The sequence below is a fragment of the Streptomyces sp. AMJ-169 genome (genome assembly GCF_055597585.1).
Genome location: NZ_JBVLTJ010000004.1, coordinates 116,942 through 136,388, shown reverse-complemented (window position 1 = coordinate 136,388; position 19,447 = coordinate 116,942). Strand labels below are relative to the sequence as shown.

The 19,447-nt window shown below is 71.2% G+C and carries 13 protein-coding genes and 3 pseudogenes; 10 read left to right on the top strand and 6 right to left on the bottom strand.

Annotation, left to right across the window (positions count from 1 at the left end; all coding sequences use genetic code 11):
• Positions 1 to 30: 30 nt before the first annotated feature.
• The gene (locus tag ACYUD3_RS11630; RefSeq protein WP_470967685.1) at positions 31 to 1,089 is read right to left on the bottom strand and encodes an alpha/beta hydrolase; all 1,059 of its coding nucleotides are present in this window, start codon (positions 1,087 to 1,089) and stop codon (positions 31 to 33) included.
• A gap of 184 nt (positions 1,090 to 1,273) precedes the next feature.
• Between ACYUD3_RS11630 and ACYUD3_RS11625 the strand changes: the two genes are divergently transcribed.
• Positions 1,274 to 3,127, top strand: coding sequence for a cellulase family glycosylhydrolase (locus tag ACYUD3_RS11625; RefSeq protein WP_470967682.1), 1,854 nt, complete (start codon positions 1,274 to 1,276; stop codon positions 3,125 to 3,127).
• A 482-nt stretch (positions 3,128 to 3,609) separates the two neighbouring features.
• On the opposite strand, the gene ACYUD3_RS11620 is transcribed toward ACYUD3_RS11625, so the two are convergent.
• The gene (locus ACYUD3_RS11620; protein WP_470967680.1) at positions 3,610 to 5,163 is read right to left on the bottom strand and encodes a glycosyltransferase; all 1,554 of its coding nucleotides are present in this window, start codon (positions 5,161 to 5,163) and stop codon (positions 3,610 to 3,612) included.
• Between the two features lie 198 nt (positions 5,164 to 5,361).
• On the opposite strand from ACYUD3_RS11620, the gene ACYUD3_RS11615 reads away from it, so the two are divergent.
• The 3 genes from ACYUD3_RS11615 to ACYUD3_RS11605 all read left to right on the top strand — a co-directional run bounded on the left by ACYUD3_RS11615 (position 5,362) and on the right by ACYUD3_RS11605 (position 10,373).
• Positions 5,362 to 7,293, top strand: a complete 1,932-nt coding sequence (locus tag ACYUD3_RS11615) for a ricin-type beta-trefoil lectin domain protein (RefSeq protein ID WP_470967678.1) — start codon at positions 5,362 to 5,364, stop codon at positions 7,291 to 7,293.
• Between the two features lie 193 nt (positions 7,294 to 7,486).
• The gene (locus tag ACYUD3_RS11610) at positions 7,487 to 9,670 is read left to right on the top strand and encodes a hypothetical protein (protein WP_470967675.1); all 2,184 of its coding nucleotides are present in this window, start codon (positions 7,487 to 7,489) and stop codon (positions 9,668 to 9,670) included.
• 397 nt (positions 9,671 to 10,067) lie between these two features.
• On the top strand, positions 10,068 to 10,373 hold the full coding sequence (locus ACYUD3_RS11605) for a hypothetical protein (RefSeq protein ID WP_470967673.1): 306 nt from the start codon (positions 10,068 to 10,070) through the stop codon (positions 10,371 to 10,373).
• Positions 10,374 to 10,523: 150 nt separating this feature from the next.
• On the opposite strand, the pseudogene ACYUD3_RS11600 reads toward ACYUD3_RS11605, so the two are convergent.
• Positions 10,524 to 11,686: pseudogene (locus tag ACYUD3_RS11600) on the bottom strand (type III PLP-dependent enzyme).
• A gap of 26 nt (positions 11,687 to 11,712) precedes the next feature.
• Positions 11,713 to 11,973, bottom strand: a pseudogene (locus tag ACYUD3_RS11595) (IucA/IucC family C-terminal-domain containing protein); the annotation flags it as partial.
• 10 nt (positions 11,974 to 11,983) lie between these two features.
• On the opposite strand from ACYUD3_RS11595, the pseudogene ACYUD3_RS11590 reads away from it, so the two are divergent.
• Positions 11,984 to 12,109, top strand: a pseudogene (locus ACYUD3_RS11590) ((2Fe-2S)-binding protein); the annotation flags it as partial.
• On the opposite strand, the gene ACYUD3_RS11585 reads toward ACYUD3_RS11590, so the two are convergent.
• Positions 12,106 to 13,899, bottom strand: a complete 1,794-nt coding sequence (locus ACYUD3_RS11585; protein ID WP_470967670.1) for an ABC transporter ATP-binding protein — start codon at positions 13,897 to 13,899, stop codon at positions 12,106 to 12,108. The pseudogene ACYUD3_RS11590 and the gene ACYUD3_RS11585 overlap by 4 nt on opposite strands.
• Positions 13,900 to 14,031: 132 nt before the next feature.
• Between ACYUD3_RS11585 and ACYUD3_RS11580 the strand changes: the two genes are divergently transcribed.
• The 5 genes from ACYUD3_RS11580 (at position 14,032) to ACYUD3_RS11560 (ending at position 17,911) form a co-directional block, all read left to right on the top strand.
• Positions 14,032 to 15,120, top strand: a complete 1,089-nt coding sequence (locus ACYUD3_RS11580) for an S-(hydroxymethyl)mycothiol dehydrogenase (protein ID WP_470967668.1) — start codon at positions 14,032 to 14,034, stop codon at positions 15,118 to 15,120.
• Entirely contained in the window at positions 15,120 to 15,749 is a 630-nt protein-coding gene (locus ACYUD3_RS11575) for an MBL fold metallo-hydrolase (RefSeq protein ID WP_470967666.1), read from the top strand. The genes ACYUD3_RS11580 and ACYUD3_RS11575 overlap by 1 nt, the downstream gene beginning before the upstream one ends.
• Before the next feature lie 97 nt (positions 15,750 to 15,846).
• Positions 15,847 to 16,791: an SDR family oxidoreductase gene (locus tag ACYUD3_RS11570; protein ID WP_470967663.1), complete on the top strand. Its 945-nt coding sequence runs from the start codon at positions 15,847 to 15,849 to the stop codon at positions 16,789 to 16,791.
• Between the two features lie 135 nt (positions 16,792 to 16,926).
• Positions 16,927 to 17,625, top strand: coding sequence for a L,D-transpeptidase family protein (locus ACYUD3_RS11565; protein WP_470967661.1), 699 nt, complete (start codon positions 16,927 to 16,929; stop codon positions 17,623 to 17,625).
• Positions 17,626 to 17,734: 109 nt separating this feature from the next.
• Positions 17,735 to 17,911 carry a hypothetical protein gene (locus ACYUD3_RS11560; protein WP_470967659.1) on the top strand — a complete coding sequence of 59 codons (177 nt, stop codon included), beginning with the start codon at positions 17,735 to 17,737 and terminating at the stop codon, positions 17,909 to 17,911.
• Between the two features lie 83 nt (positions 17,912 to 17,994).
• Here ACYUD3_RS11560 and ACYUD3_RS11555 read toward each other — a convergent pair whose 3' ends face one another.
• Positions 17,995 to 19,323: a S1 family peptidase gene (locus tag ACYUD3_RS11555; protein WP_470967657.1), complete on the bottom strand. Its 1,329-nt coding sequence runs from the start codon at positions 19,321 to 19,323 to the stop codon at positions 17,995 to 17,997.
• Positions 19,324 to 19,447: the final 124 nt, after the last annotated feature.

Below are 19,447 nucleotides of genomic sequence, written 5' to 3'. Positions count from 1 at the left end.
CGCGCGCCCCCTCGTACCCCGCCCGTCGGTTCAGCGCGGCCCCTCCAGCCACTGGCTCATCAGGCCGAACGCCATCGGGTACTCCGCCGACCACGTGTTGTAGTTGTGGCCGCCGCTCTCCAGCAGCAGGGAGCGGATCTCGACCGGAGTGCCGGAGGCCGCCGCCTGGAACTGCTCGATGGAGGAGACGGGGCTGAGCCGGTCCTGGCGCGAGGTGGCCAGGAAGAGCTTCACGTGGGCCTTGCTGCCGCGGACCATGTGGGTCGGGGAGTTGCGGCGGCGTACGGCCGGGTCGGTGAGGACGGAGGTGTCGCCGGTCAGCGGATCGGGGTCGAGCGCGGCGCCGGCGCCGAAGACCTTCGGGAACTGGAGCGGCAGCTTGGCCGCGCAGAAACCGCCGGTCGAGTAGCCGAACACGCCCCACGCGCTGGGCCCCGGCAGGGTGCGGAACTTGGCGCGGACCAGGGCCGGGACGTCGTCCGCGAGCCAGGTGGCGACCTTGTGGCCGGGTACGTCGCTGCAATCGGTGTCGACGCTGCCCGGGTTCACCACCGGCATGACCAGGATGAACGGGTGCGTCTTGCCCTGCGCGAGCAGGTCGGAGAAGGCGCCTGGCATCTTGCCGTGCTCCAGCCAGGACTGCGGTGAGCCCGGCACGCCGTGCAGGAGCATCAGCACCGGGAACTTCTTGGTGCGGTAGGCGGCCTCGTCGTACTGCGGCGGGGTCCAGACCAGGACCTGGCCGGACAGCATCGAGGACTTGCCGCGGAAGTAGGTGTCGAGGATGTCGTTCTGCGTGCCGTGGTTGAACTTGGCCCGGCCGACCGGCGGCCCGGGCATCGCGACCGCGTTGGGGTTGGTCGTCCCCAGCAGATCGTCCCAGGACGCGTACAGCCCGTAACTGTTGTTGATCCACACGGCCACCACGGAGATCGCCGTGAGCTGGCACACACCGATCATGACCGCGTGGACGACCCAGCGGACCGCTCCGGGTCCGCGCACCCGTGCCCACAGGGCGATGGTGCCCACCACCGCGACCGCGGTCGCCACCACGAGGGCGACGAAGAACGCCGTACCGGTCAGCGCCATGACCACCTCCTGAAACCTTCCGGACAACTCTGCCACTGCTGGGCAAAGAGACGGAGGAAGTGCCATGCGTGTTCGTCATGGAAAGGTCAAGGATCTTCGCATGCCAAATGGGGATACCGGGAAGGAACTTACCGGTGAGTCAGAAGTATTGACGCTGTCCGGAAAGGGTCTGACTGTAGTGGACATGTCGAAACTCCGGGCACGTCTGCTCGCCGTGCTGGTCGTCCTCTGCGGATTCCTGACGGTGCTGGGCTCCCCCGCCGGCGCCGCCGCCTCCGTCCCCGGCTCCCTGCCGTTCGACGGCACCGCCCTCACGGTGTCGAACGGCCGCTTCGTCGACGGCACAGGCCGCGAGGTCGTGCTGCGCGGCTACAACGTCTCCGGCGAGACCAAACTCGACGAGAACAAGGGGCTGCCCTTCGCCTCCGTCGCCGACGCCAGGAAGTCCGCCGCCGCGCTGCGCGCCCTCGGCGGCGGGAACTCCGTCCGGTTCCTGCTGTCCTGGGCGTACGCCGAACCGGTGCGCGGGCAGCTCGACGCCGCGTACCTCTCCGCCGCGACCGCCCAGATCGGCGCCTTCCTCGACGCCGGCATCCGCGTCTACCCCGACTTCCACCAGGACCTCTACTCCCGGTACCTCTTCAACACCGGCAGCTGGTACACCGGCGACGGCGCCCCCAAATGGGCCGTGGACCTCGGGAACTATCCGCAGGAGTCGTGCGGCATCTGCTTCATGTGGGGCCAGAACATCACCCAGAACAACGCGGTCACGGCCGCCCAGTACGACTTCTGGCACAACAGGTACGGCCTTCAGGACAGTTTCCTCGACACCTCGCAGAAGGTGATGGCGTACCTCAAGCAGAACCTGTCCGCCGATCAGTTCGCGGGCGTCGTCGGCTTCGACCCCTTCAACGAGCCGTACGCCGGAAGCTACGACTCCGGTGAGAACAGCCGCACTTGGGAGCAGAACGTCCTGCTGCCGTTCTACGTCAAGTTCCGCGCCCGGATGGACGCCGCCGGCTGGCAGGACAAGCCCGCCCTCGTCGAACCGAACCCCTTCTGGAACGGCAACGTCAGCAATCAGACGGGCGGGCTGCTCGACGCCGGTGTCCTCGGCGGCCGGTACGTCTTCAACACCCATTTCTACGATCAGAAGGCCATCTCCGGCATCCTCATGTGGGGCAACGCCTCCGACGGGCAGTACTCCACGGACTTCGGGAACGTCCGTGACCGGGCCGCCGCGCTCGGCACCGCCGCCGTCGTCGGTGAGTTCGGGCATCCTCTCTCCGGTATGGTCGCCGGCAAGGCCCCGACCGTCGTCAAAGCCATGTACCAAGCTCTCGACTCCCGCCTCAAGGGCGCCAACTGGTGGTCCGCTCCCGCGAGTTCGGGGCCCGTTCTGTCCGGTCAGCAATGGCAGTGGGACATCTACAACGGGCGTCATCACGAGTACATGAACGGCAACTCCAGCAAGCTGCTCACCTCCGGGGACGCCTGGAACGACGAGGATCTTTCTTCTGTGCGGCTCGATGACTCCGGTACCGCTGTACTCCGGCAGGATGCCCGGCTTCTCGACCGGATCTATCCCAGCGCGACGGCGGGTACGACGCTGGCGTTCACCTACGAGGACCGGTCCCGGGACGGGTCCACCGTCCTGACCTGGAACCCGGTGCCGAGTTCGCTGCCCAATGTGTCCTCGCTGGTGGGGGCGGGGCAGTACGGGGTGCTGGTGTGGCGGTCCAACGGGGGGTCCGCGCCTACCGAGTTGCATCTTCCGGCATCTTTCCCGACGGCTGCTACGACTGTCGTGTCCGACCTGGGGGTGGTGTACGGGCCTGCCGCGTACAGCGGCTCCACGAAGATCGGGGCGGCTGTCGAGCCTGGGGGGAGTGGGAGCCGGCGGTTGCTGTTGAGCGCGGGGGATTCGGGGGTTCTGCACTACGCGCTGGTCACCAATGGGGCTTCTTCGCCGTCTAGTTCGGTGCTGGCGGCGGCTCGGGCTGAGTTGGGGGCTTGGGTGGGGCAGAAGTTCAGCTAGAGGGGGTGGGGGGTTCTGATGTGGGGCGGGTGCGGGTGAGCTGTGGCTGGTCGCGCAGTTCCCCGCGCCCCTAGGACGGCGCTGCGCGCCGATCCGGCGGCGACGCGTCCTTGGAGACGGCGCTGTGCAGCCGGTCGGTGGTCGGGTCTGCGCGGTGGAGTTGTAGATCGATACAGCTCCGCGTCCCTGTAGACGGCGCTGCGCGCCGATCCGGCGGCCACGCGTCCTTGGAACGGCGCTGCGCGGCCGGTCGGTGGTCGCGTCCGCGCGGCGGAGTCGCAGATCGATACCGCCCAGTGTCCCTGTAGACGGCGCTGCGCGCCGGTCGGCGGTTGTGCTTGCGGGGCGGAGTTGCAGATCGATACAGCTCCGCGCCCCTAGGACGGCGCTGTGCGCCGATCCGGCGGCGACGCGTCCTTGGAGACGGCGCTGTGCAGCCGGTCAGCGGTTGCGCTCGCGCGGCGGAGTCGCAGATCCGCCGGTCAATCCCCCATCCTCCCCACCTCCTCCACCACCTCCCTCATCCCATCCTCCCCCCGCACCCTCTCCCCCAACTCCCGTGCCCGCTCCCCGAATCGGCCCGTCCCCGTCGCCCTCCTCAACCCCTCCGCCAGCGTCTCCGCCGTCAGTCTGCGCAGCGGCAGCACCCCGGGCGCCACCCCCAGCGCCACCAACCGCCCCGCCCAGAAGCCCTCGTCGAACTGGATCGGTACCGGTACTGACGGAACCCCCGCCCGGATGGCCGCCGCTGTCGTGCCGGCGCCGCAGTGGTGGACGATCGCCGCCATGTGCGGGAAGAGGAGGGAGTGCGGGACCTCGCCGATGGTCAGGATGTCGTCGGCGCCGGCTGTCGAGCTTTCCGCGCCTGCCGCCAAATCCTCCGCGCCCGCCCGCGAGCCTTCCGCGTCCGCCGCCGGACCTCCTGCCCTCGCCGCCGAGCTTCCCGCGCCCGCCAGCAAGCCTTCTGCGTCCGCCGCCGAGCTTCCCGCGCCCGCCCGCGAGCCCTCCGCGTCCGCCGCCGCACCTCCCGCCCTCGCCGCCGGACCTCCCGCCCTCGCCGCCGGACCTCCCGCCCCCGCCGCCGAACCTCCTGCGTCCGCCCTCGAACCTCCCGCCCCCGCCGCCAATCCCCCCGCCGCCAATCCCCCCACCCCCGAACCCCCCGCCTCCGACGACAACCCAGCCCACCCCCTCTGGATCACCCCCCGCAACCCCGCCCTCCGCAGCGCCCCCACCACCTCCGCGCTCAGCCCCTGCGGATCAGGGACCGTCGCGCTGCCCAGCCCCACGAACACCGGGGGAGGGCCCGCCGTCAAGAAGTCCCTTAGCTCCGAAGGGAGTTGGGACGCGGTGTCGTACGGCCACCAGTAACCCGTGACCCTCAGCTCCGGGCGCCAGTCCGGTGGGCGGGGGACCACTGAGGGGCTGAAGCCGTGGAGGTGGAGCTGGGAGCGTCGGCGGGGGCGGCGGCGGGACGGGCGTAGGCCCAGCTGGGCTCGGACTTGGGGGAGCGCGGGGGCGTAGACGTGGTGGACGGAGCGGTCGACCAGGTGGCCGGTGAGGAGGTTGGGGAGGGCGCCGAAATCGCCGTTGCCGAGGAGGGGCGGGGCGAACGCCCTTGTGGGGGCGATGGGTTGGAGGGGGAGGTCCAGGGCGGGGAGGCGCAGGCCCTCGGCGACCGTGTGGCCGAGCGGGGCGAGGGACGCCGACAGCAGGAGCGCGTCACTCGTACGGGCCGCCTCGATCACCCCGTCCGCGAGCTCGCCGACGAGCGAGCGGGCGAGGGCGACGACGCGGAACAGCTTGCCGGGGCCGCTGCCGCTGAGGTGCAGCCCCCGGCCGCGCGCGGACTCCAGTTCGGCGAGCGGATCCACCGGGAGGGGATGGAAGGCCACCCCGGAGCCGGCGACCAGCGGCGCGAACCGGGCGTGGGTGACGAGGGTGACCTCGTGCCCCGCCCGCACCAGCGCCTGCCCGACCCCGGTGAAGGGAGCCACGTCACCTCGCGAACCCGCCGTCATGATCGCCACTCGCACGAGGCACAGTATGGCGGCGCGCGGGCGCCCAGGGACCGTACGGAAACGGCCACTTCGCGGATCCGGCCGGAGCACTCCTGTCGCAGCCGTTGACTTACCTACCGGCCGGTTCTAGTTTCGGCGCGCGATGTGTTCGGTTCATCGACTGTTGTTCGACATCCCGTACAAGCCGGTGCCTCCGCCGGCCGAAGGAGCCGCATGTTCTCCCGACTCAGACGCAGCCTCTGTGCCCTGACCGTCACCGCCACCGCGGCGGCCGGTCTCCTGTTCGTCCAGCCGGGCACCGCCGAGGCGGCGACCTCGCGGCAGATCGCGGTGCCGAGCGCGCCGATGGGCTGGGCGTCCTGGAACAGCTTCGCCGCGAAGATCGACTACAGCGTCATCAAGCAGCAGGTCGACGCGTTCGTCGCGGCCGGACTGCCCGCGGCCGGATACCAGTACGTCAACATCGACGAGGGCTGGTGGCAGGGCACCCGCGACACCGCGGGCAACATCACCGTGGACGAGAGCGAATGGCCCGGCGGGATGGCCGCCATCGCCGACTACATCCACAGCAAGGGGCTCAAGGCCGGCATCTACACCGACGCCGGCAAGGACGGCTGCGGGTACTACTACCCGACCGGCCGCCCCGCCGCCCCCGGGTCCGGCAGCGAGGGCCACTACGACCAGGACATGCTCCAGTTCTCCAAGTGGGGCTTCGACTTCGTGAAGGTCGACTGGTGCGGCGGCGACGCCGAAGGGCTCGACCCGGCGACGACGTACCGGTCCATCAGCGACGCGATCGCCCGCGCGACGGCCGCCACCGGTCGCCCGATGACGCTGTCGCTGTGCAACTGGGGCCGCAAGAACCCCTGGAACTGGGCGCCGGGACAGGGCGCGATGTGGCGCACCAACGACGACATCATCATCTACGGCAACAAGCCGTCGATGCCGAACCTGCTCACCAACTTCGACCGCAACCTGCACCCCACCGCGCAGCACACCGGCTACTACAACGACGCGGACATGCTGATGGTCGGCATGGACGGCTTCACCGCCGACCAGAACCGCACCCACATGAACCTCTGGGCGGTCTCCGGCGCCCCCCTCCTCGCCGGCAACAACCTCGCGACGATGACGGCCGAGTCCGCCGCCATCCTCAAGAACCCCGAGGTCATCGCCGTCGACCAGGACCCGCGCGGCCTCCAGGGCGTAAAGGTCGCCGAGGACACCAGCGGACTCCAGGTCTACGGCAAGGTCCTCGCCGGCACCGGCAACCGCGCGGTCGTCCTGCTCAACCGCACCTCCGCCGCCGCGAACATCACCGCCCGGTTCGCCGACCTCGGCCTCACCGACGCCTCCGCGACCGTCCGCGACCTGTGGACCCGCGCCAATGTCGGTTCCTACAGCGGCAGTTACACCGCGAGCGTCCCGGCGGGCGGCTCGGTCATGCTGACCGTCACCGGCGGCACGGAGGCCGCGTCGAGCACGTACACCGGCACGTCCTCCTTCACGAACGTCGCCGCCGCGTCGAGTGGCGTCAAGACCGTCGACGTCGCCTACACCAACAACACCTCCGCCGCCCGCACGGCCACCCTCCAGGTCAACGGCCAGCACACCACGGCCGTTTCGTTCCCGCCGACCGGCGCCTCCCAGGGCACGGTCAGCGTCCAGGTCTCCCTCGCCAAGGGCACCGCCAACTCCCTCACCTTCACCGGCGCCCCCACCCTGGCCGACATCACCGTACGACCGCTGCCCGGCACCGACGGCACCCAGCTCATCGGCACCCAGTCCGGCCGCTGCCTCGACCTCGACGACAGCACCATCACCAACGGCACCCAGGCCCAGCTCTGGGACTGCAACGGCGGCCAGAACCAGACCTGGACCTACAACTCCCGCAAGGAACTGGTCGTTTACGGCAACAAGTGCCTCGACGCCTACAACCTCGGCACCACCAACGGCACCAAGGTCGTCATCTGGGACTGCAACGGCCAGAACAACCAGAAGTGGAACGTCAACACCGACGGCACCCTCACCAACGTCAACGCCGGCCTCTGCCTCGACGCGAACGGCGCCGCGACGGCGAACGGCACCCAGCTGGTCCTGTGGACCTGCAACGGCCAGGCCAACCAGAAGTGGAGCCGCAACTAGCCGACTGAGCGAGACTCACGGCGACTTGACTGGGTCCGCCGGGCATCCGACGCCCGGCGGCCCCCACCGCCCCCACCCGCCACGCGTACGACCGACCGCGCGCCCCTTTCCTTGACACCCCCGCGAGCGGCTCCCCATGGTGGACGAACCGGCGTCCGCCAGGCGCCCGTTCATTCCGGAGCCGAGGGGTGGAATGAACAGCGTCACCTTCGGAACCCTCAGCGTCACCCTGCCGGACCACCACGGCGCCCGCCTCACCCGCCTCCCGCACCGCACCCCGGCCGCACCCCCCATCCGCCTGCCCTACGGCAGACCGACCCCACCACCGCCCTGGATCACGGGCAGGCAACGGGAGTTGGACCTGATACGGGAGGCCGCACGCCTGCGCGGAACCGTCGAGTTCACCGGCGAGTGCGGCTCAGGAAAGACAACTCTCCTTCGCCACACGGCCGATGCCTACGTACGCGTCGGCTCCCTCGAACTGGAGGATCTGCTCCAGGAGTTGATGCGCCACTTCTACGTCTGCCCGGGCCCCGGCGGAGTCCGCTTCAGCACCGACGAGTGCGCGCGGGCCCTCGGGTACGTCAGAGGGGTCGTCGCCCTCGACGACGTCACCTGCACTCCGGCCGAACTCACTTATCTGCGGCGGGTGTTGCGGGGTTGTGGGCTCGTGATCGGCTCCGGGGGCGGGGTGTCGGGGGCGGGGTACGAACTGTCCGGGCTCGACGTTCCGGACGCCTTCGCCGTCGTCGAACGGGCCCTCGGGCGGCGGCTGTTCGCCAGTGAGGAGGGGGCCGTCCAGCGGGTGGTGGCGGCTGTCGGCGGGCAGCCGTCGAAGCTGCGGCAGGCCGCCGCGCTCGTGCGGTTCGACGGGTACGGGTTCGACGAGGTCGCGGCGGCTTCGGGGCGGCTCGACGAACTGTGCGTCTCCGCGCTGGACTTGGAGCTCAAGCAGGTGCTGGGCGTGCTCACTCTCCTCGGCGGTGCCTGGCTGCCGGGGGAGTTGGTGGCGCGGATGGCCGATGTGGCTTACGTGGCCGGGCAGTTCGAGACGCTGGCCGCGCGCGGGCTCGTCGAGGAGCGGTACGGCCGGTTCGGGCTGCCGGTGGGCAAGGCCGAGCTGTACCGGCGGCTGCTGCTGCACCGGTGGACCGGGCTCGCCTCCGCCGTGCGGTCGCTCGCCGCGTGGCTGGCCTCCTGCGATCCGGGCGGGGCCGACGCGCGGGGGGCCGTCGAGGCCGCCGTCGGTCTGCTGGGGGTGGCCGCCGAGCGGCGGGAGTGGCGGGCCGTCGTGCTGCTGGTGAGCGCAGTTGAGCGGGTGTTGTTCGTCCAAGGGCACTGGCAGGCGTGGCAGCGGGCGCTCGCGCAGGGGATCACCGGGGCGCGGGAGGTGGGGGACCGGGCGGCCGAGGGGTACTTCGCGCATCAGCAAGGGGTGGTGCATTTTCTGCATGACCGGGGGGAGCATGCGCGGCGGTTCCTGGAGCGGGCGGTTGAACTTCGGTTGGGGGAGGGGGATTTGGCGGGGGCGGCTGTGGCTCGGGGCAACTTGGCGTTGCTCGGGGCGGTGGCTGTGCCGGTGGTGGGGCGGCGGGACGGTGTGCGGCGGGTGGGGGTGGCGGTTGGGGCCGCGGTGGCCGCGGTGGTTGTCATAGGGGTGGCTGTGGGGGAGTTGACGGGTGGGGGCGGGGCGGGGCTGGCTGCTGCGCGGGGCGGGAGTTCACCTTCTGCGGGTTCACCCTCTGCGGGAGGCGGGAGTTCATCCTCTGCTGAGAGTTCGCCTTCCGCGGCCGTCCTCGCGGCGCCCCTGGTCGAGCCTGCCCGGGAGGCCTTCGGCCGCGTCCGCCTCTCCGGCCAACCCCCTTATCGGGAAGCGGACTTCACGGTCACCAACCCCAACGGCCGGGCGATCGGCATCGACGGTGTGCGGGTCGGCGGGGACGGTTTCAGATACGTGCGCGGGACGTGCGGGGCGGAGTTGGCGGCCCGGTCCGCGTGCACCGTCTCCGTCGGCTTCCGGCCGACGCGGATCGGCGCCGCCGAGGGTGACTTGACCGTCGTGTCCGGACGGCACACCGCCTCGGCGGGGCTGAGCGGGTCGGCGTACGTCCGCCTCACGGTCGTGGTGGCGGGCGGGCCCGGACGGACGGCGACGGTCACGCCCGACCATGGGCTGCCGGTCTGCGCGGTGCTCGTCCCCGGCGCGTGCGGATTCGAGGTGGGCGAGGAGGGGGTGCGGTTGACGGCGACCGTCTCCGGCCGGGGGTTGCGGCTGGAGGGGTGGGCCGGGTTCTGCGCCGGGGGGAATCCGTGCGCGGTCCCTTCGCTGACGGCCGATGCGACGGCTACGGCGAGGGTTTCGGCGCCGCCGAGCTGACCGGCGAGCGCTGTTCGGCTGGCCGGTGTGGGCTACCGAGCGCCGCTGTACTGATCGGCGTGGGCTACAGAGCGTTGCTCGGCCGACCGGCGTGGGCTACAGAGCGTTGCTCGGCCGACCGGCGTGGGCTACAGAGCGCCGCCGCGCTGATCGGCGTGGGCCACAGAGCGTTGTTCGGCTGATCGGCGTGGGCTACAGAGTGCCGCTGCACTGATCGGCGTGGGCTACCGAGCGCCGCCGCGCTGACTGGCGTGCGCCACAGAGCACCGCCGCACTGACCCGCGCGCGTCGCGAACCTCCGCTCGGGCTGACCGGCGCGAGCCGTAAAGCGCCCGCCGCACTGACCGATCGGGTGAGCCCCCGTGACCGCACCCCCTCCCGGCGCGTTCCTGAAAGCATGATCTCCACTCGACGTATGCTCGCCGCCGTCACCCTCGCCGTCGGTATCACCGGCCTCGCCGCCCCGCTGGCGAGCGCCGCCCCCGCGACCGACCCGGACGCCGGCAAGCTCAACCCGATCGCCACCCTGGACACCCTCGCCCTCAGCGACATCCCGGCGGAGCACCGGGCGGCCTACCCGAAGATCACCGAGCAGGTGCGTGAGGTGAAGAACGTCAGCCAGCTGGAGCAGCTGAGCGAGCTGCACCAGCTCACCGACCTCGCGGCGCCCGTGACGGGGCTGCTGCCGGCTGTCGAGGCCTGAGCGGCGGCTGCCGCGAGGGGGACGGGCACGGGGCCTCCCGGAGAACATCCGGGAGGCCCCTTTCCCTGCGGGGACCGCGCCGGGGAGCCTTGCCGTGCCGCTCGGCTCCGGGAAACCGCCGGGCCCGGCCCGGCCCGAGATCCGCGCCGCTCAGCCCAGGAACCTGAACCCCGGCCGCGGATGCATCAGGAACTCATGGTGCGAGATGTTCCACGCGTACGCCCCCGCCATCGCGAACGCCACCCGGTCCCCGGCCCGCAGCCCCGCCGTCGGCACCCGCCGCGTGAGTACATCCTTCGGCGTGCACAACTGCCCGGCCAGCGTGACGAGTTCACCCTCGGCGACGGCACGCGGCCACGGCTGCTCCCACCGCTCCACGGGCAGCACCGCACACGGCTGGTCGTGCCCCTTCGTCGCCGGTGTCCGCAAGTGATGGGTCCCGCCGCGCACGACCGCGAAGTCCTCGCCGTGACTGCGCTTCACGTCCAGCACCTCGGTGACGTACCAGCCGCAGTACGCGGTCAGCGCCCGCCCCGGCTCGATCCGCAACGTCAACCCCGGGTGCGCGTCGAGGAGTTCGGCGAGCCCCTCGCCGTAAGCGGCCCAGTCGAACAGCCGCTCCGGCACCGCGTAGTCGACGCCCATCCCGCCCCCACATTCACCTCGGCGAGCGCCACCCCGAGCCCGGCGGCCCACTCCACCACGGCCCGGGCCACCGCCACCTGCGCGTCGGCCTCCAGCCCACTCGCCAAGTGCGCGTGCACACCCCGGAGTTCAAGGCTCCCGTGCCTCCCCGAGGCAAGTCCGCGTACGACGGCCGCCGCGCGCTCCGGGTCCATACCGAACGGCGTCGGCCGCCCGCCCATCGCGAGCTGACTGCCCGTCAACGAGCCGTCGGGCACGGCCAGGTTGACCCGCACCAGCACCGCGACCCGCCGCCCGCGCGCCAGCTCCGCCAGCATGCCCAGCTCGTGCTCGCTCTCCACATGGAACCGCTCGACCCCCGCATCGAGCGCGGCCCTGATCTCGTCCGGCGTCTTCCCGGGACCGCCGAACGCCAGCGGCCTGCCGGGCACCGCCCTTGCGACATGGGCGAGTTCACCGCCCGACGACACCTCGTAGCCGTCGACGTACGGCTCCAGCGCGGCCAGGATCTCCGCCTCCGGGTTGGCCTTCGCCGCGTAGTACAGCTCGGCCCGCTGCGGCAACGCGGCGCGTACGGCAGCGGCGTGGCTGCACAGGGCGGCCAAGTCATAGACATAGGTGGGGAGTTCGGTCAGTTCCAGTGCGGTACGGCGCACCCGGTCGTTCATCGGCTGCGCGCCGAGGTCTCCGCCGCTCATCGCACACCCGCCAGGATCTCCTCGGCCAGCGGCGAGGCCAGCCGTACGTAGCCCGCCTCGCGGTCCGCCTTGCGCTCCCAGCGGGTCAGCAGGTTCGCCTTCGCCGGCAGCGGCACCCCGGCGAGCAGCGCCGCCAGCCTCGGCGGGCAGCCCGAGCGGTCGGCGTAGCTCTGGATCGCCGCCCGCACCCGCGCCCACAACTCCGGCTCCAGGGACGGGTGCAGGTCGGCGAGGGCCACCAGCAGCTCCGCGACGTTCCGCGCGGCGGACGGCACTTGCCACCCCACCCGGACCCGCACCGGCTGCTGCATGTTCTACGCCGTCCGCCCGGCCGAGGCCTGCTCCACCTGCCCGCGCACCTCGGACGCCGAACGGCTGCGCAGGATCGGCTAGTTCACCTTCGGTTCACTGCTGTGCTCCAGCGAACCCCCGGCCTGTTCCGCGAGCAGGAACTGCGTCGCCGCCAGCTCCGCGTACAACGCGTCCCCCACGGCGAGTTCACGGTGCGTACCCACCGCCCGCACCCGCCCCGCGTCCATCACCACGATCCGGTCCGCCATCGTCACCGTCGACAGCCGGTGCGCGACCACCAGGACCGTCGTCGACCGCGCCACGTCCGCGACCGTGTCCCGCAGCGCCGCCTCGTTCACCGCGTCCAGCTGCGACGTCGCCTCGTCGAGCAGCAGCAGCCGGGGCCGGCGCAGCAACGCCCGCGCGATGGCGACCCGTTGCCGCTCACCGCCCGACAGCTTCGTCCCCCGGTGCCCCACCAGCGTCTCAAGTCCCTGCGGCAGCCGCTCGACCAGCCCGTCCAGCCGGGTCGTCTTCACCACTCGCCGCACCGCGTCCTCGTCCGCCTCCGGATTCCCCAGCAGCAGGTTCGCGAGCAGCGAGCCCGACAGCACCGGCGCGTCCTGCTCGACGTACCCGATCGCCGCCCGCAGCTTCGTCAACTCCCAGTCCGCCAGCGGGAGTCCGTCCAGGGTGATCACGCCGGCCGACGGGTCGTAGAACCGCTCGATCAGCGAGAAGACGGTGGTCTTGCCCGCGCCCGACGGGCCCACGAACGCCGTCATCCCGCGCGCCGGCACCTCGAACGTCACCCCGTGATGGATGAACGGCAGGTCGTCGGCGTACCGGAAGCGGACGTCGGTGAAGGAGAGCGCGGCCGGTTCGGCGTCCGGCGACGGCAACGGGGCCGGGGCGGCGGCCGGTTCGGCCGGCAGCGCCATGGCCTCCTGGATCCGGGTCAGCGCCGCCGCGCCCGTCTGGTACTGCGTGATCGCGCCCACCAACTGCTGGATCGGCGACATGAGATAGAACACGTACAGCAGGAACGCCACCAGCGTCCCGACACTGATCGCTCCCGTCGCCACCCGCGCCCCGCCCGCCGCGAGCACCGTGATGAACGCCACCTGCATCGCGAGCCCGGCCGTGTTCCCGGCCGCCGCCGACCACTTGGCGGCGTGCACGCTCTGCCGCCACGACTCCTCGGCCGCCTCGTGCAGCGTCCGTTCCTCCCGGTGCTCCGCCCCCGCCGCCTTCACCGTCCGCAGCCCGCCCAGCACCCGCTCCAGCGACGCCCCCATCACCCCGACCGCGTCCTGCGCCCTGCGGCCGGCCCGGTTGATGTGCGGCACGATCAGCCCCAGCACCACCGCCGCCCCCGCGATCACCGCCAGCGTCACCCCCAGCAGCACCGGATCGACGAACGCCATCAGCGCCACCGTCGCCACCAGCGTCAGCCCGCCCGTCCCGAACCCCACCAGCGAATCCGTCGTCACCTCCCGCAGCAGCGTCGTGTCGGAGGTGATCCGCGCCATCAGATCCCCCGGCTCGGTCCGGTCCACCGCCGCCACCCGCAGCCGCAGCAGATACGACGACAGCGCCCGCCGCGCCCGCAGCACCACCGACTCCGCCGTCCGCCGCAGCACGTACGAACCCACCCCGCCCAGCACGGCGTTGGCGAGCACCAGCACCGACATCAGCAGCAGCGCGCCGCCGATCGAGCGGTCCGCGGACAGGTCGGCTATCAGCTCGCGCGCGACCAGCGGCAGCAGCAGTCCCGTCACCCCCGTCAGCAGCGACAGCAGCGCGCCGCCGAGCAGTGTCCAGCGGTGCGGGCGGACATAGCCGGCCAGCAGCCGCCAAGGGGGCGGGACGGCGGCGGGGGTGGGCTGCACAGGGGCTCCTCAGGGTCGGTCCGCCGGCCAGGCTATGTGGCCGGAAGACGTGTTCGCCATGCAGTCGATGATCAGTTCCGCGTAGGGTCGGCGGTGGGACGGACAGCAGCAGCCGACGAAAGGGGCAGCCCCATGGCACAGGAAGTGCGCGGTGTCATCGCGCCGGGCAAGGACGAGCCGGTCCGCGTGGAGACGATCGTCATCCCCGACCCGGGGCCCGGCGAGGCCGTCGTCCAGATCCAGGCGTGCGGCGTCTGCCACACCGACCTGCACTACAAGCAGGGCGGCATCAACGACGAGTTCCCCTTCCTCCTCGGACATGAGGCGGCCGGTGTCGTCGAGTCCGTCGGCGAGGGCGTCACCGACGTCGCGCCCGGCGACTTCGTGATCCTCAACTGGCGTGCCGTGTGCGGGAATTGCCGGGCCTGTCTGCGCGGGCGCCCGTGGTACTGCTTCAACACCCACAACGCCAAGCAGAAGATGACGCTCGCCTCGACGGGGCAGGAGCTCTCGCCCGCGCTCGGCATCGGCGCGTTCGCGGAGAAGACGCTGGTCGCCGCCGGACAGTGCACCAAGGTCGACCCCGCGGTCTCCCCGGCCGTCGCGGGCCTCCTCGGCTGCGGTGTCATGGCCGGCCTCGGCGCCGCCCTCAACACCGGCAACGTCGGCCGCGGTGACACCGTCGCCGTCATCGGCTGTGGCGGCGTCGGTGACGCGGCCATCGCCGGCGCCCACCTCGCGGGCGCGGCGCGGATCATCGCCGTCGACATCGACGACCGCAAGCTGGCGACCGCGAAGAAGCTCGGCGCCACCCACGGCGTCAACTCCAAGGAGACGGACGCCGTCGAGGCGATCCGCGAGCTGACCGGCGGCTTCGGCGCGGACGTCGTCATCGACGCCGTCGGCCGCCCCGAGACGTACAAGCAGGCTTTCTACGCACGGGACTTGGCCGGGACGGTCGTACTCGTCGGCGTGCCCACCCCCGAGATGAAGCTGGAGATCCCGCTCGGGGACGTCTTCGGGCGCGGTGGGGCGCTGAAGGCGTCCTGGTACGGGGACTGCCTGCCCTCGCGTGACTTCCCGCTCCTGATCGACCTGCACCTCCAAGGGCGCCTGCCGCTCGACGCGTTCGTCACCGAGACCATCCGACTCGACGAGGTGGAGAAGGCGTTCGAGCGGATGCACCACGGGGACGTGCTGCGCTCGGTGGTGGTCTTCTGATGGCCGCGCGCATCGAACACCTCGTCACCTCGGGGCAGTTCACCCTCGACGGGGGCACCTGGGACGTCGACAACAACGTGTGGATCGTCGGCGACGACCATGAGGCCGTCGTCATCGACGCCGCCCACGACGCCGACGCCATCGCCCGCGCGGTCGGGGAGCGGCGGCTGAAGGCGATCGTCTGCACCCACGCCCACAACGACCACGTCAACGCGGCGGCCGAACTCGCCGACCGCACCGGCGCGCGGATCTGGCTGCACCCGGACGACCTTCCGCTGTGGAAGCTCACCCACCCCGACCGCGACCCCGACGAACACCTCACCGACGGCCAGGTCATCGAGGCGGCCGGCGCGGACCTGCGGGTCCTGCACACCCCGGGGCACGCGCCCGGCGCGGTCTGCCTGTACGACCCCGCGCTCGGCGTCGTCTTCACCGGCGACACCCTGTTCAACGGCGGGCCGGGGGCCACGGGACGGTCGTACTCGCACTTCCCGACGATCATCGACTCGATCCGGGACCGGCTGCTGACGCTGCCGGCGCAGACGCGGGTGCTGACGGGGCACGGGGACGAGACGACGATCGGGGCGGAGGCGCCGCAGCTGGGGGAGTGGATCAAGCGGGGGCACTGAGAGTCCGCTGAAGGTTCGCTGTAAAAGTCGAGGACTCGCTGAAGACTCGCTGTAAAAGGCGACAGAAGGTGTCCGGCTTCTTCGTGAGCATGAAGCCATGGAAAACACGAAGCCGGACACCTCTCCCGCACCCCCCGCCCTGCACGGCAAAGTAGCCCTCGTCGCCGGAGCCACGCGCGGCGCCGGCCGGGGGATCGCCGTGGAGCTGGGCGCGGCCGGCGCCACCGTCTACGTCACCGGCCGCACCACCCGCGCCCGCCGCTCCGAGTACGACCGCCCCGAGACCATCGAGGACACCGCCGACCTGGTCACGGCGGCGGGCGGCACCGGGATCGCCGTACCCGCCGACCACCTGGAACCGGCCCAGGTCAAGAGCCTGATCGACCGCGTCGAGGCCGCGCAGGGCCGCCTGGACGTGCTGGTCAACGACATCTGGGGCGCCGAGAACCTCTTCGAGTGGGACACCCCGCTGTGGGAGCACGACCTCGACAAGGGGCTGCGGCTGCTGCGGCTGGCGGTGGAGACCCACGCCGTGACCAGCCACTACGCCCTCCCGCTCCTCCTGCGCAACCCCGGCGGCCTGGTGATCGAGGTCACCGACGGCACGGCGGAGTACAACCAGGACACCTACCGCGTGAACTTCTTCTACGACCTCGCCAAGGCGTCCGTGCTGCGCATGGCGTTCGCCCTGGGCCACGAACTGGCCCCCCGGGGCGCCACGGCCGTCGCCCTGACCCCGGGCTGGCTGCGCTCGGAGCTGATGCTGGAGCTGTTCGGCGTGACGGAGGCCACCTGGCGCGACGCGCTGGAGAAGGAGCCGCACTTCGCGATCTCCGAGACCCCCCGCTACATCGGCCGCGCGGTGGCGGCCCTGGCCACCGACCCCGACGTGGCCCGCTTCAACGGCACTTCGCTCTCCAGCGGCGCCCTGGCCCAGGAGTACGGCTTCACCGACACCGACGGCAGCCGCCCGGACGCCTTCCGCTACCTCGTCGAGGTCCAGGACAAGGGAAGGCCGGCGGATGTGACCGGATATCGCTGACCTGAGCCGACCTGAGTCGACCTGAGTTGACCTGAGAGGAACTTCACCGTTCTGTCACAGCCCGGCATGGGGTAGAACCGACGTGTCCGAGGGCGGGTCTAGGCAGGCGTGAGACGTTCCACAGGGAGGTTCGGCATGGGGGACATACGCAGACGCGCGGCCGTGGTGCTGGGGGTGAGCGGTCTTGTGGCACCGCTCACCCTCGCGCTGGGCGCCGGAAGCGCGCAGGCGGCGGCGAGTTGTACGAGCACCACAGGGCCGTATCAGCGGCAGGTGGAGAGGTTCCTGGGGCGGCCGGTGGACGGGAAGCAGTCCACCGCCGACTGCAACGCCATACGCGCGTTCCAGAACACGCACGGGATAACGCCCAGCATCGGGTACGCGGGGTCCGTCACCTGGGGCGTGATGGATCTGATCAACAAGCAGAAGGCCGTGGGGAACAACCCCGACAAGGACGGCAAGTGCCCCACGAACAAGGGCCGGATCGCCTGCGTGAACCTGACGCTCCAGCTCAGCTGGATCCAGGACGGCAAGAAGCTGGTGTACGGGCCGGTGCCGGTGCGCACCGGACGGGCGGGGTTCACGACCCGGACCGGGCTGAAGAAGATCTACTGGCGGCACATCGACCACGTGTCGACGATCTATCACGTCCCCATGCCCTACAGCCAGTTCTTCGACGGCGGCCAGGCGTTCCACTCGGTGGGCGTCAGCATGTGGAACCCGCCGGGCTCGCACGGCTGCGTCAACATGACGTCCACGGCGGCGAAGAAGTACTGGTCGCTGCTGAAGAACGGGGACGACGTCTTCGTGTACGGGCGCAAGCCCGGGACGTGACGCACGGCATGTGACCGGTAGCACGTGATCGACAACACGGCCCGGAATGCCCGGTATATAACCTATTAACTCACGTGGTCTTCACGCCGGAGCCCGTAAGATTCACACCATGTCCATCACTGTTGAACCCCTTACCGAGCGATCGGCCGCGGAGGTCAACGCGGAGATCCGGGCCCTGTGGTTCCGGTCGGGCGGGACATTGACCGGAGCCCAGCGCGAGGAGTACCAGCGCCTGGTCTCGGAGTGGGCCGAAGCGACTCAGCGCGCGGCGGCCCACGCGGCCTGAACTCCCGCCCGCCGCACTGCCACAGGGCACCCACCGACGTGGGTGCCCTTCCTCATGCCCGCGTCCTTCCGAGGGGCCACCGCTCAGCCCCAAGTCGCCGAGTAATAGTCCTGATACGCCCGCCGGTCCCGCTCCTCGCGGAGGTACCGCGTCGCCAGCAGCGCCCCCATGCTCCCCGCGAGGATCAGCAGCCCGGGCCCGATCGTCTTCGGATCGGACAGCCGCGCCGCGAGCGAAGTCCCGCCGCCCACCGGGCTGGTGGACCCCGGCGAGGCCGCACCCGGCGCGATCGCGGCCTGCGTCGGCGAGGCACCCGGCGCCGGCTGCTGCGCGGCCCCCGTCTGTGCGGCCACGATCAGCTTCATGTTCGTCGCCTGCAACGCCCGCGTCACCGGCTGGAAGAACGTCGTCCCGCCCGACGTGCAGTCCCCGCTGCCCCCCGAGGTGATCCCGAGCGCGATGCCCTCGGAGAACATCGACCCGCCGCTGTCCCCGGGTTCGGCGCACACGTTCGTCTCGATCAGCCCCGTGACCGTGCCCTCCGGGTAGTTGACCGTCGAGTTCAGCCCCGTGACCTGCCCGTCCCGCAGCCCGCTGGTGCTCCCGCTGCGGAACACCCGCTGCCCTACGACCGGATCGGCCGCGCCGGTGATCCGCACCCCGTTGCCGTTGCCGATCGCGACGACGTCCGCGCCCTCGCCGGCGTCCCCGCTCGCGTACGCCACCAGCGAGTAATCGGCGCCCGGGAACGAGGAGTTGACCGTGTCCCCGATCTGCTGTCTCGCTTGGTTGTCGGAGAACCAGATCGAACCGACGGGACCGCAGTGACCGGCCGTCAGGATGTAGTCCTTCTGTCCGTCGGTGACATTGAAACCGGCCGAACAGCGGCCCGTCGTCGACAAGATGGGCAGCGCGCCGTTGATCCGGGTGGTGAACTCCCCCTTCGTCCGCTCCATCTTCACGAACCCGCCGATGCCGGAGGCGACTTGGGTGAGCTTCGACCAGTCGTCCTTCGAGACCGTCGAATCGGCCTGTACGACCACCTGGTTGGTGCGGTAGTCCACCGACCACGCGGTCCCCGGCACCGTCGGTGCCGCCTTCAACGTCGCGGTGGCCGCCTTGAGTTCGTTCAGATTGTGCCCGACCATCTTCGGCTGGGCGCCCGCCTCGCGGACGGTCTCGGCGGCCTCGTCGTCGGTCACCGCGACCACCGGCCTCCCGTCGGCCCCGATCCAGCTGCCCGCCGTCCGCGCCGACCCCAGCCGCTGCGTCAGCGTGGTCCCCGTCTGTCCCGCCTCTTCCGCCGAACTGCGCACCAGCGAGGACGAGTTGGGCGTCTCGCTCGCCATGGCCGCCTGTGCGACCATGCCGCCTCCCAGGAGGAGTCCGCCGACGGCCGCCAGCCGCGTCACTCGCCGGACGGTCCGTCGTCGTACATGCCTCATCCATGGCTCCCGAACCCCGAACGCGCACGACGCCAGCCGCGCCGCGAGGCGCCGGTCGTGGAGCGCCCACTGTTCATACGGGCGGGGGAGC

Bases quoted from the DNA above. Each gene is read 5' to 3' on its own strand.
- ACYUD3_RS11560 (WP_470967659.1), top strand. From the start codon at position 17,735: ATGTCCATCACTGTTGAACCCCTTACCGAGCGATCGGCCGCGGAGGTC.
- ACYUD3_RS11615 (WP_470967678.1), top strand. From the start codon at position 5,362: ATGTTCTCCCGACTCAGACGCAGCCTCTGTGCCCTGACCGTCACCGCC.
- ACYUD3_RS11630 (WP_470967685.1), bottom strand. From the start codon at position 1,089: ATGGCGCTGACCGGTACGGCGTTCTTCGTCGCCCTCGTGGTGGCGACC.
- ACYUD3_RS11565 (WP_470967661.1), top strand. From the start codon at position 16,927: ATGGGGGACATACGCAGACGCGCGGCCGTGGTGCTGGGGGTGAGCGGT.
- ACYUD3_RS11570 (WP_470967663.1), top strand. From the start codon at position 15,847: ATGGAAAACACGAAGCCGGACACCTCTCCCGCACCCCCCGCCCTGCAC.
- ACYUD3_RS11580 (WP_470967668.1), top strand. From the start codon at position 14,032: ATGGCACAGGAAGTGCGCGGTGTCATCGCGCCGGGCAAGGACGAGCCG.
- ACYUD3_RS11625 (WP_470967682.1), top strand. From the start codon at position 1,274: ATGTCGAAACTCCGGGCACGTCTGCTCGCCGTGCTGGTCGTCCTCTGC.
- ACYUD3_RS11610 (WP_470967675.1), top strand. From the start codon at position 7,487: ATGAACAGCGTCACCTTCGGAACCCTCAGCGTCACCCTGCCGGACCAC.
- ACYUD3_RS11575 (WP_470967666.1), top strand. From the start codon at position 15,120: ATGGCCGCGCGCATCGAACACCTCGTCACCTCGGGGCAGTTCACCCTC.
- ACYUD3_RS11605 (WP_470967673.1), top strand. From the start codon at position 10,068: ATGATCTCCACTCGACGTATGCTCGCCGCCGTCACCCTCGCCGTCGGT.